The 12,524-nt window shown below is 42.2% G+C and carries 9 protein-coding genes; all 9 read left to right on the top strand.

The annotated features are described in order from the left end of the window. Positions 1 to 19: 19 nt before the first annotated feature. The 9 genes from L0B18_RS15925 (at position 20) to L0B18_RS15885 (ending at position 12,521) form a co-directional block, all read left to right on the top strand. Positions 20 to 1,267: an aminotransferase class I/II-fold pyridoxal phosphate-dependent enzyme gene (locus L0B18_RS15925; protein ID WP_234572792.1), complete on the top strand. Its 1,248-nt coding sequence runs from the start codon at positions 20 to 22 to the stop codon at positions 1,265 to 1,267. Then, positions 1,268 to 2,401, top strand: coding sequence for a GNAT family N-acetyltransferase (locus tag L0B18_RS15920; RefSeq protein ID WP_234572791.1), 1,134 nt, complete (start codon positions 1,268 to 1,270; stop codon positions 2,399 to 2,401). Positions 2,402 to 2,557: 156 nt separating this feature from the next. Beyond that, positions 2,558 to 3,949 (top strand): class II fumarate hydratase, encoded by a 1,392-nt coding sequence (locus L0B18_RS15915; protein WP_234572790.1) that lies wholly within the window; start codon positions 2,558 to 2,560, stop codon positions 3,947 to 3,949. Positions 3,950 to 4,123: 174 nt separating this feature from the next. Further along, complete coding sequence (locus L0B18_RS15910) at positions 4,124 to 6,538, top strand: alpha-ketoacid dehydrogenase subunit alpha/beta (RefSeq protein WP_234572789.1); 2,415 nt, start codon at positions 4,124 to 4,126, stop codon at positions 6,536 to 6,538. 206 nt (positions 6,539 to 6,744) lie between these two features. Then, entirely contained in the window at positions 6,745 to 8,073 is a 1,329-nt protein-coding gene (locus L0B18_RS15905; RefSeq protein ID WP_234572788.1) for a cytochrome ubiquinol oxidase subunit I, read from the top strand. A 21-nt stretch (positions 8,074 to 8,094) separates the two neighbouring features. Continuing rightward, positions 8,095 to 9,105, top strand: a complete 1,011-nt coding sequence (locus tag L0B18_RS15900) for a cytochrome d ubiquinol oxidase subunit II (protein ID WP_234572787.1) — start codon at positions 8,095 to 8,097, stop codon at positions 9,103 to 9,105. 123 nt (positions 9,106 to 9,228) lie between these two features. Then, positions 9,229 to 10,308, top strand: a complete 1,080-nt coding sequence (locus L0B18_RS15895; RefSeq protein ID WP_234572786.1) for a hypothetical protein — start codon at positions 9,229 to 9,231, stop codon at positions 10,306 to 10,308. A gap of 35 nt (positions 10,309 to 10,343) precedes the next feature. Further along, a complete protein-coding gene (locus tag L0B18_RS15890; RefSeq protein WP_234572785.1) occupies positions 10,344 to 11,012 on the top strand; it encodes a class I SAM-dependent methyltransferase in 669 nt (222 codons plus the stop codon). A gap of 6 nt (positions 11,013 to 11,018) precedes the next feature. After that, entirely contained in the window at positions 11,019 to 12,521 is a 1,503-nt protein-coding gene (locus L0B18_RS15885) for a GMC oxidoreductase (protein WP_234572784.1), read from the top strand. The last annotated feature ends 3 nt before the right edge of the window (positions 12,522 to 12,524 follow it).

Raw genomic sequence — 12,524 nt, 5'->3', positions numbered from 1 at the left:
ATAAAAGCAACGATTTATAATGGGCGATATTAAAGCCGAAACCTCCCACAGAAGTGTATTTAAAAAGGCCTACGAGTTTACTACGGCTGAGGAAATAAAGGAAAGTGGACTTTATCCATATTTTAAACCTTTACAAGCCACAGACGGAACAACCGTAAACATCGAGGGAAGGGATGTGATCATGGCCGGGTCTAATAATTATCTCGGACTCACCAACGATCCCCGGACAATTGAAGCCGCCCAAAATGTAATTAAAGTATACGGAACAGGGTGTACGGGTTCCCGCTATTTGAATGGTACTCTTGACCTCCATCTGGAGCTTGAAGAGAAGCTGGCAAAGTTTATGCGGAAGGATTCCTGTGTGCTGTTTAGCACCGGTTATCAAACCAATGAAGGTTCCATTCAAACCGTTGCCGATCGAAACGATGTTATTTTTTCTGATAAAGATAATCACGCCTGTATTGTAGTTGGTACCCAGGTTTCAAATGCAAAAACAGTTCGATATCGCCATAACGATATAGATCACCTGCGATCTCTTCTTGAACGAGAAGATTCATCGGTTGGGAAAATTATTGTTACTGATGGCGTTTTCTCAATGTCTGGTACGCTCGCCAAAATCCCTGAGTTGGTAGAACTGGCTGAGGAATTTGATGCAGGTCTCTACATTGATGATGCCCACGCTATTGGTGTTGTGGGAGAGGGAGGACGAGGATCGGCTTCTGTTTTTGGACTCATGGACAAGGTGGATCTTATCAGTGGTACTTTTTCTAAATCTTTTGCATCTCTTGGAGGATTTCTCGTCGGCGACAGAGAAGTTATCGAATATGTTCGCCATAAATCACCGGCACATATTTTTAGTGCGAGTATGCCTCCTGCAAATGTGGCGACTGTTCTAAAATCACTAGAAATTCTGCAGGAAGAACCATGGAGACTCGAACGACTCGAAGAAATTTCCAACTATATGAGAAAGGAGTTGAAAGCTCTTGGTTTTAATGTTTGGACCAGCCAAACTCCAATTATTCCGGTTGTAATCGGAGATATGATTAGCTGCTTCGAATTCTGGAAAGACCTTTTTGAAGCCGGCGTATATGTGAATGCAGTTGTGCCACCTGCCGTGCCGCGTGGCCAGGCCCTTGTACGTACAAGCTATATGGCAACTCACACGGATGAACATCTGGATAAAATTTTAGCCGCTTTCAAAAAAGTTGGCATCAAGCACGGTATTATTGATGAAAATGGTCAGTCACTGATTGATATTAATTCCTAAGTGAAAGAAAGGCCCAATACCCACGAAATTTCTATTATCACGTCTGACGAGGACCGGAAAGAGTTTATCAAATTTCCGTATCGTCATTATTCTCACAATAAGTATTGGGTAGCTCCGCTTCTGATGGAGCAAAAGAAGCTCATCGACGAAAAGAAAAATCCTTTCTATAATAACGCGGAAATCGTTCTCTTTCTGGCAAAATTAAATGGCGAAATTGCCGGCCGGATTGCTGCAATCATCGATCACCGGTATAACGATTATCATAAGACAAAAACCGGTTTTTTTGGTTTCTTTGAATCCATTGATAATCAAAATACGGCGAACCTGCTTTTTAAAGTGGCCGAAGACTGGCTGCGAGACAAGGGAATGGAGAATATTCTCGGACCATCCAATCCGGGTATGATGGATGAGATCGGAATCTTGGTTGATGGTTTTGAAAAATATCCATCTATCCTGATGCCCTATCATAAACCGTATTATGATAAGCTGATAAAATCAACGGGATATGAAAAGGAGATGGATCTGTTAACGTTTCTGGTCACGCAAAGCAGCGTAGATCGGGAAAGAGCAGAGAGAGCGGTTCAGATTGTAAGAAAAAGGCTACCGGGCCTGAAGATTCGGAAAATCAATTTGCGCAAGATAAAAGATGAAGTTCACATCATTCGCGAAATATTTAACGAAGCCTGGAAGAATAACTGGGGATTTATTCCGCTTAGTGAAGAAGAATTCGACGCACTTGCTGCTGATTTGAAAACCATTGTTGATGACGATTTTGCCCACGTTGCCGAACTCGATGGAAAACCGGTTGGATTCTCCATTGCCCTGCCCGATTACAACCAGATTTTTAGGAAAATGAACGGACGCCTTTTGCCGTTTGGAATTTTTAAGCTTTTGTGGAACAAGCGTAAAATCAACAAAATAAGAACGGCATTAATGGGAGTTCTGCCGGAGCATCAGGGAAAAGGAATTGATGTTTTGATGCACAGGGAAGCGATACAGAATGGATTGAAGAAAGATTTCTATTCCTCTGAAGTCGGATGGATTTTAGAAAATAATATCCAAATGCTTCGTGTAGCAGAACGCATTGGCGGAACCGTAGATAAGCGATACAGAATGTACAGCAAGAAGCTGTAAGAAAAGATCTCATCACAGAAGCTTTTCATTTAGAATGATTTTGGTGTTGATTAAAACCGTAAAAACACCTCAAAATTGCTCTTCCTTTCTTCAAATTCTGGCTTAAAAATCCTACCTTAAAAGGAGAGAATTTAACAACCTAAATAGAGAAGATTTATGGCTGACTACCGCATTGAAAAAGACTCAATGGGCGAAATAAAAGTGCCCGCTGACGCATACTATGGCGCTCAAACTCAACGTGCTTTTGAAAATTTTCCGATCAGTAACATTCGTTTTAGCAGTGATTTTATTTCCGCTTTGGGGAGGATAAAGAAAGCTGCTGCTGTTGTAAACACGGATCTTGAATTGGTCGACGCAAATGTTTCCGATGCTATTCAAAAAGCATCTCAGGAAGTGATTGATAACAAATTTGATGACGATTTTGTGCTCGACATTTTTCAAACCGGATCGGGTACATCCACCAATATGAATGCGAATGAAATTATCGCAAAAAGGGCAAATGAACTGAAGTCCGGCACGGAAGTAAAAATCCACCCGAACGATCACGTGAATTACGGACAGAGCTCAAATGATGTCATTCCCACTGCTATTCGGGTTTCTGCTGTGCTTTCCGTCAAGAACAAGTTAATTCCTGCATTGAAAGTACTTCAGGAATCACTGCTTGAGAAAGGTGAAGAATTTAAAGATGTTGTAAAAACCGGGCGAACCCATTTAATGGATGCTATGCCGGTCACCATCCAGCAGGAATTCAGTGGCTATGCACGGCAGGTTGAGCTCGGAATTGAACGTTTGGAATCTGCCCTGGAACGAATCCAGGAGTTGCCACAAGGCGGAACGGCTGTAGGCACGGGAATCAACACTCACGCAGAATTTGGACAACGAATTGCAGCGGCTCTTTCGGAAGATACCGGGGTGAATTTTAAAGAGGCAAAAAATCACTTTGAAGCACAAGCAACGGTTGATGCTCCCGTTGAACTATCAGGCCAGTTGAAAACCATTGCTGTTGGTTTGATGAAAATAGGAAATGATTTTCGCTGGATGAACTCAGGCCCCAACAGTGGCCTCGGCGAACTGCAACTTAAAGCATTACAACCCGGATCATCCATCATGCCAGGAAAAGTAAATCCTGTAATTGAAGAATCACTTACCATGGTTTGTGCACAGGTCATCGGGAATGATGCCGCAGTTACAATTGGAGGCCAGGCAGGCAATTTTGAACTGAATGTGATGCTGCCGGTTGTGGCTCACAATCTCCTTCAATCGATAGAAATTCTTGCGAATGCTGCGAGAAATTTTGCTGAAAAATCTGTTCAGGGTGTAAAAGCCAATGAAGAACGAATCAAACAAATGGTTGGAAAAAACCCGGTGCTGGTAACCGCGTTGAATCCGATTATTGGATATGATAAAGCAGCAAAAATTGCCAAAACAGCCTTTGCTGAAGATCGGGCTGTAATGGAAGTTGCAAAAGAGATGACGGATCTTTCTGAGGAGGAACTTAAAAAAGCTCTTGACCCTATAAATATGACGAAAGGCGGTTTTAGCGAATAAACAGATAATAGTTGTAAGTACATGTAAAACATTTATTTAATAGATAAATAGCAGTACAAAAAATCTGTAATTTAGCGCAGGATGATTTTGTAATTTCTCATCAAGCTCTTATTATGTTTTAGCTTATCGTTAACAGTTAAACGCCCAGCATTTTTTAGATAAAAAAACGGAAACATGACGAATAAGGAAGCGACGGAAATAAAATACACGGCAGAACAGGTTCAGGAGATACTTAAGGATTATAAGTTGGCCCGAACCAGCCGTGAAATGTCGCTTCTGGGCAGGAAAGAAGTTTTAACCGGAAAGGCCAAATTCGGCATTTTTGGTGATGGGAAAGAACTTCCTCAAATCGTGATGGCGAAGTTTTTTAAAAATGGTGATTTCCGATCCGGTTACTATCGCGATCAAACGTTTATGATGGCGATTGGTGAGTTGACGATACAGGAATTTTTTGCCCAGCTTTACGCCAATCCTGATACGGAAGCCGATCCTCATTCGGCCGGCCGGCAAATGAATTCGCATTTTGCAACCCGACTTATCAGGGAAGATGGGACGTGGAAATCCCAGACGGACATGAAAAATACCTCGGCAGATCTTTCACCGACAGCGGGGCAAATGTCCCGGCTACTGGGCTTGGCCCAGGCTTCAAAAGTATATCGACATTGTGATGATCTGCAAGACTGGAATCAATTTTCAGTTCATGGAAATGAGGTGGCATGGGGAACAATAGGAGATGCAAGCACTTCTGAAGGTATTTTTTGGGAAACGATGAATGCGGCCGGAGTTTTACAGGTTCCGATGGTGATGTCTGTTTGGGATGATGGTTATGGAATTTCAGTCGCAAAGAAATATCAAACCACGAAAGAAAGCATTTCCAAAGCTCTGCGGGGATTTAAAAGAACTCAAAAAGAACCCGGTTTCGAAATTTTTACAGTCAAAGGTTGGGATTATGAAGAGTTGCTTGCTACGTATAACGAAGCTTCTGCCGTTGCACGTGAAGAACATGTTCCTGTTTTAATTCATGTTGAGGAAGTCACTCAACCCCAGGGACATTCTACATCCGGTTCTCATGAACGCTACAAAAGCGATAACCGGCTGGAATGGGAAGAGCAGCACTGCTGTGTAAGTAAGTTCAAAGAATGGATTATAAACGAGGAAATTGCCACCGGAGAAGAGCTCGAAGAACTCGATAAAGAGGCAAAAGATGAAGTTCAAAAAGCACAGAAGAAGGCATGGCAAGCTTTCCAGGAACCTATTTTAAATGAAAAAAATCAGGTTTTGGAACTGATTGATGAAGTGATTGAAATTCATCCTGATCTTGAAAAGCTAAAAGAGTATAAATCGAATCTCAACAGGAAGAGCAAACCGTTGAGACGCGATGTGCTTTCTATTGCCCGAAGGGTGATTTTGGAGTTGAGAGGGAAAAACAGCATCCCCAAAAATAAATTGGTGAGCTGGCTGGACGATCAGAAAGAATTAAACGCAGATAGATATCATTCTCATCTTTACAGCGAGACCAAATACTCTCCGTTGCATATTGAAGAAATTGAGCCAAGGTATGAATCTCATCCCAAAAAAGTAGATGGACGAATCGTACTTCGGGATAATTTTGATGTGATTTTTAGCAAATACCCGAATGCCGTTACATTTGGCGAAGATACCGGAAAGCTGGGGGATGTAAACCTTGGCATGGAAGGAATGCAGGAAAAATACGGGGATATTCGGGTTAGTGATACAGGCATTCGTGAAGCCACGATTTTAGGGCAGGGGATTGGACTGTCGTTACGGGGACTTCGCCCAATCACAGAAATTCAATATTTGGATTACCTGATTTATTGTTTCCAGGTATTGGTGGATGATGTAGCTTCCTTGCGATATCGAACAAAAGGAGGGCAGGCATATCCATTAATTATACGTACCAGGGGTCACCGGTTAGAAGGAATTTGGCATGCCGGATCGCCCATGGGAATGTTGATACACGGTTTACGGGGCGTGCATATTTGTGTGCCGCGAAATCTGACCGAAGCAGCCGGTTTTTACAACACGCTGATGCAGGGTGATGATCCCGCACTGGTTATCGAACCGTTGAACGCGTATCGATTGAAGGAAAGAATGCCGTCAAATTTAGGTGAATTTACTGTTCCGCTGGGAATCCCGAAAATAATTAAAGAGGGAACCGATATCACCCTCGTTTCCTATGGATCAACATGCAATATTGTAGAGAGTATTTTGCCGAATCTTGAGAGAATGAATATTTCGGCTGAATTGATTGATGTTCGGACTTTGCTTCCCTTCGACAGAAATCAGATGATCCTCGAATCACTGAAGAAGACGAACCGAATTCTGTTTATAGATGAGGATGTACCCGGTGGCGCAACAGCGTACATGATGCAGCAAGTCATTGAAGAGCAAGGTGGTTTCTATCATCTTGACAGCCCTGCGAAGTGCTTGTCGGCTATGGCTCACCGACCAACGTATGCATCTGATGGCGATTATTTTTCCAAGCCAAACGCCGAGGACATCATCGAAGCAGTTTATGATATCATGAATGAGGCGAACCCAGGCAAATATCCTGCGCTTCAGCAATAATCAGAGGAAAGTCCGTTTCAGTATTCAGTATTGTAAGTAAATGAAAGAAGCCTTCAAGCTTGAGCCTGTCCATACAGGTTGAGCCAGAAGGATCTCCGAGGCAGATATGCTTCACACTCATCAAAAAGAAATGAGTAATTTTCATATATCTTTCATTTGGAATGCATACATACAGTACAAACAAAATGTTAAACCGCTCTGTTTAAATGGAAGATCTTCTCGCCGCGCGTCTTCAGATGGCTGTTTCACTTGGATTCCACATCGTATTTGCATGTATCGGAATGGCCATGCCTTTTTTAATGGCTATCGCTGAATACAAATGGATTCGCACAGGTGAACAGGTTTATCTCGACCTGGCCAAAGCGTGGGCAAAAGGTGTAGCCATTTTCTTCGCAACAGGAGCCGTATCAGGTACCGTTCTTTCATTTGAGTTGGGACTTCTCTGGCCGACATTTATGGAGCATGCCGGTCCCATTTTCGGGATGCCGTTTTCCTGGGAAGGAACAGCATTTTTTGTGGAAGCTATTGCACTGGGATTGTTTCTTTACGGCTGGGATAAACTCAAACCGTGGACTCATTGGGTAACCGGTTTGGTAGTTGGGATTTCGGGAGTAGCATCAGGGATTTTTGTGGTTGCTGCGAATGCGTGGATGAACAGCCCCGCAGGGTTCGATTGGGTAAACGGCCAGGCAATTAATATAGACCCGGTCGCCGCGATGTTTAATGATGCATGGCTTTCCCAATCCATTCATATGACGATTGCAGCTTTTGTTGCCACAGGTTTTGCTGTAGCCGGATTGCATGCACTTTTACTTTTGAAGGGAGGAAATAATCGATTTCACAGAAAAGCATTGAAAATTGCGTTGGCAATTGGTGCGGTGGCTGCCATCCTTCAACCCATAAGTGGCGACTTTTCCGCAAAAGATGTTGCTGATCGTCAACCTGCCAAACTTGCCGCTATGGAAGGTCAGTTTGAAACAAAACAACCGGCTGGGCTCAGTATTTTCGGGATTCCCAATGAGGAAACGCGTGAAATGAATTACGCTATTGAAATACCGGGTTTGTTAAGTTTTCTGGCACATGGCGATTTTGATGCCGAAGTAATCGGGCTGGATCAATTTCCTGAGGATGAATGGCCTCCGGTTCTCATAACACACATCGCTTTTCAAATAATGGTAGCATGCGGCTTCCTGATGATGTTTGTCGGATTGATTTATTTTTACCTGATTTGGCGCCGTAAAGGATTGCCGTTGCCAAGATGGTTTTTGTGGCTGACCGGCATATGTACACCGCTTGGTTTCATTGCTGTTGAAGCGGGCTGGACGGTAACCGAGGTTGGTCGGCAGCCATGGATTATTTATGGAATTATGAAAACGGAGGATGCTGTTTCTTCCATGCCGGGACTGCAATACCCGTTTTTTATTTTTACCGGGGTCTATTTGTTATTGTCGGTTATTGTGATATGGCTAATGTACCGGCAAATCATCACATTAGCCGATCGCTACGAAACGGCTAAACCATTGAGGAATCCATAAAAGGTTACTTAATTTCGTACCATGTTAATTGAAGCCATTATATTCTTCCTGGGACTTGCCATCGTTTTTTACGTACTCTTTGGAGGCGCAGACTTTGGTGCCGGCGTGCTGGAACTTATTTCCGGAAAAGGAGATCGTGAAACTATTGCTCATGCAATCGGGCCGGTTTGGGAGGCAAATCACGTCTGGCTGATTCTTGTGGTTGTGATACTCTTCATGGGATTCCCAAAAATCTATTCCACAATGTCACTCTATTTACATATTCCACTGCTCATCATGTTGATTGGAATTGTATTTCGGGGAACGGCCTTCGCATTTATGCATTATGATGCCATCCAGGGAAAAAGTAACAAAGTATACAACTGGGTTTTTAAAACATCGAGCCTGATTACTCCACTGTTTCTTGGGATTGTGATTGGTGCTGTTGTTTTGGGAAAAATCACGGCTTCTCCCCAAACTTTTTTTGAAGGTTTTGTAGCACCCTGGTTGAATCTCTTCTCGTTTACAGTTGGGCTTTTTACGCTCATTCTGTTTGCATTTTTAGCGGCGGTTTACCTGATTGGTGAAACTACAGATGACAAACAAATCAGCTCATTCACTACGATAGCCAAAACCCTGAATGCCTGTGCCGTGTCAACAGGTATTTTGATTTTCAGCCTGGCAGAGATCAATGGCCTTCCACTTTTTTCAATGTATATAAATTCCCCCTTTGCAATGGGGATGGTCGCTTTTGCATCTCTTTCCATTCCCGTATTGTGGTGGGCACTTAAAACGGAGCGCAAGATTTTGTCGAGAGTCGTGGCTGCAGGCCAGGTTATATCTATTTTGCTGGCCTGGTTTTGGGTACAAATGCCTGTCGTGATTCGAATGGCCGGCAACACACAAGATCTCACATTCTACAATTCCGTGGCGCCCGATGCCACTCTCTGGCAGTTATTTTGGGCATTGGTCGTCGGTTCCTGCATTATTTTGCCTAGCCTTTATTACTTGATGAAGGTTTTTAAGGGAGATCAGTTTGATCCGCAAAACTAATCCTTAGCCGATTTATTGAGAAATCAGAAATTCATCTGGTAAGACTTCCCATTTCGAAAAGTTCTTCTATATTATCACGAATAAATTTATATGTGTTTGAGTAGTATGGATCAATAGTTTGAGATGAGAAGAACAAGAATACTATTCTCGATAGAAGACTTTAAAACACAGTTTTGGGGACGAGAGTTAAGTAAGTACAATTGTGAAATTGTTCATAATGGCAAGAAAATTTATTCCCGGATTATCATCATCATATCCGGTTTTTTTCAGGGAAGGAGAATACATGGATTTGTATTTCGCTATCTGAATGACAATGAGTCTCTGTACGAATCCACACTTTTCTTCCTCCGTGATTTCCTGACAATTTTCGTCTGTAAAATTCTGGGAGTGAAAATCATTTGGTTAATGCACAACATCGATCAGGAGACGCATCACAACCATCCAATTCTCAGTCGCATAAGGAGGAAAATGGTTGGCCTGGCTTCAAATAAAATTTTTGTAACAGATCCAAACCTGATTGAAGTTGCAGAACGGTATGGAATCAAAAAGAAAAAGCTGGACTGGACTTGTTTTGGAGAAGTAAAGCGAGGAGAACTGAATCAAAAAAATGTTGAACTCAAAGAGAAAATTGTGCGCTTTAAAGAATCGTTGATGCGGCTTGGAAATTCGAAAGTAATTGTCGGACTTTGTGTTTCTGAACCTGCAAAGAAGAAAAATCATTATTTAAGAGCCGATTCAATCATAGGGAAATGCGAAGAGGATGACGATTACTGCGTGGGTTTGGTGATGATTGGAAATTATCCGGAGGGGAGAGAGTTTGAATCGGCAAAAGAAAGAATGACTACGACACCTTATATTTTGCTGATTGAAGAATCATTTTCTGTGAATGAAGAATTTATTTCAGAACAGATCGACTTTTTCTACCGGGGATTAACAGATCAGTCCGTTGCATACACATTATATGTGGCTGCAGGATTGGGCAAGCCAATGATCGTTCAAAATACAGGGGCACTTCCATTGATTGTGGATAGGGAAAACCTGGGATATGTTATTGATGACAAAGAAACGGGTACTCCGGATAAAATTGTGAGTTATATTCAATCCTGGAATCCTGATTATACACAACCGTTTCTCAAAGAAAGAAGTTGGGAGATCGGTGCAAAGAAACTCTTGCAAGCTATCCAAAAGAATGAAGATGATTGAGCATGGCAGATACAGAGAAAGATTTTAAGTACTATTTGAAAAAAATAAAGTATCTGTCGGATAAGCATCTGTTTATCAAAAAAAAGATTACCGCCAAAGATCTTGAACGATTCTCTGAATTGATTGATCCAAGGGGAAAATCACTTGTGGTTTTTAGTGAATTCGATCATGACAAAGTACTGGAAGAGTACGATGAAATGCCGCATCATCTTTTTGATACAGATAAATACCTCGCCTATTTCGATGACTTCCCGACGGATGCATATGACTCCGTTATTTGTATGGGACTTCTGGAGCACATGAAAGATCCTTCTAGGCTGATTGGGAAATGTCATGAAGCATTGAAGCCAGGTGGAAAAGTTTACATTGCCGCCAGTAGCGTTTTTTCAATTCATCGTGGGCCGGAAAACTACTTTCATGTTACTCATTATGGGGCAAGGGTTTTGATGGAAAAATTTGAATGGCGTGATCTTGAGATCAAAGGTTCGTGTGGACCTTTTCGTACATTGGGAATTCTATGCCAGAGAATTCTTCTTCAATCACGAATTAACATTATATTTAAGCCGTTTTTAGAACTTCTGGCGTGGTCGCTGCCGTTGTTGGATGTGCTTGTAAACAAACAGTATGACGGGCACCGTTTTGATGAAGAGAGGCAAATTGACAGCATGATGCCTTCCAATATCTGGATTATCGGCACCAAGTAAAGTTGAATGAAAATTTTTGACTGCAATACTGTTCATCAGGAAACCATCCATTCGGATGTCTGCATTGTGGGTGCCGGACCGGCGGGCGTTACACTGGCGTCAAAACTTGCTGATTCGGGGCTGGATGTAATTATCGTTGAGAGTGGTGGAAAAGAGTTTAGCAAGAAGGCTAACGAACTTAATACACTGCGTGTTCAGTCAAATTTTATATATAGAGATAAGGAAAGCCGGCGGAACAGGCAGATCGGCGGAACGGCAAATTTATGGGTGGGAAGAGTTGTTCCCTTTCGGTTTGATCCGGTTCTGGATTCAGAATGGGGCGATTTAAAAGATGTCGTTTTACCATTTTATGATGATGCATTTCGACTTTTCGGAATGAAGCCCGGGTTTGCCGGAGAACGTGCAAATTCTGATAACGAATTGGTTGCTTATTGGGCACACAAGACTGAGCGGTTTAATGCCAAATCAAAAATCATAAAAAGTTATGAGAATGTTCGAATTTTCCAGTTTTTAACTTGTGTGGGTTCTACTGACTTTACCGGTGATCGCATCAAAACCCTCGCCTTTGTAAATCAGAAAAACGAGAGAAGCGTTATTCAATCCCGTTGTTTTGTATTTGCGATGGGAGCTATCGAAAATGCCCGAATGCTTTTAATAATGAAGAATCAGATTCAGGGGAGGAAGGATTCGTTTCTAAAAAATGCTGGCAAATATGTGATGGACCATCCGCGGGTGTGGCACGGTACAATTTTAAACAAATCCCGTTCATTTTTGATAGATAACTATCAGTTGAAGTCCGGAAATTATGGTATCTGTAAAAGTGGAATCCGGAATCAGCCGGGTGAAACAAGAGTGTATAGCAATATTATGAGGTCTGGCAATCGGGCAACCGTTTGGATGAATAAGATTTCGGTTTCATCATTCCAGGTATCATCAAAACGACTGATTCTGAGAGAACGGGGATTTCTGAGAATGCTTGCAAATGAAATGGCGAGGCTTCCCATTATCCGGAAAAGTGATTTTTTGGAAAACACATTACGAGGATATTTTAATCGGGATTCTTCACCGGTTTATCATTTAATGACATATTGTGAGCAACGTCCGAGATATGAAAATCAGCTCATTCTGGCTGAAGAAAGGGACAGAAATGGTCTTCAAAGTCCAGCATTAATCAACAATCTTCATCCGGATGAACTGAGCGAAGTGGTTAACTTTTTTGAATCTCTTAAGAAGAAAATATCAGATCTGGGCGGTGTTTTGGAATACAACCCGGAGCATCTTTCACAATCTGCTAATTATACCGATGCTTCTCATATTATGGGAGGGACAAGGTATTCGAATCAGAAAGAGAAAGCTGTAGTTGATAAGGAACTAAACGTGATGGGTATTCCCAATCTTTTTGTTACCGGGAGTTCTGTTTTCCCAACCAGTAGTGTGGAAAATCCAACGCATTTGATTGTATCCCTTTCCTGTTATTTGGCAGAGGTATTGAAAGGAAAGTTCAAGTGAGCT

Origin of the sequence: Rhodohalobacter sp. 614A (assembly GCF_021462415.1) — a bacterium.
Lineage (GTDB): Bacteria > Bacteroidota > Rhodothermia > Balneolales > Balneolaceae > Rhodohalobacter.
This window is presented reverse-complemented; position numbering and strand designations above follow the sequence as displayed.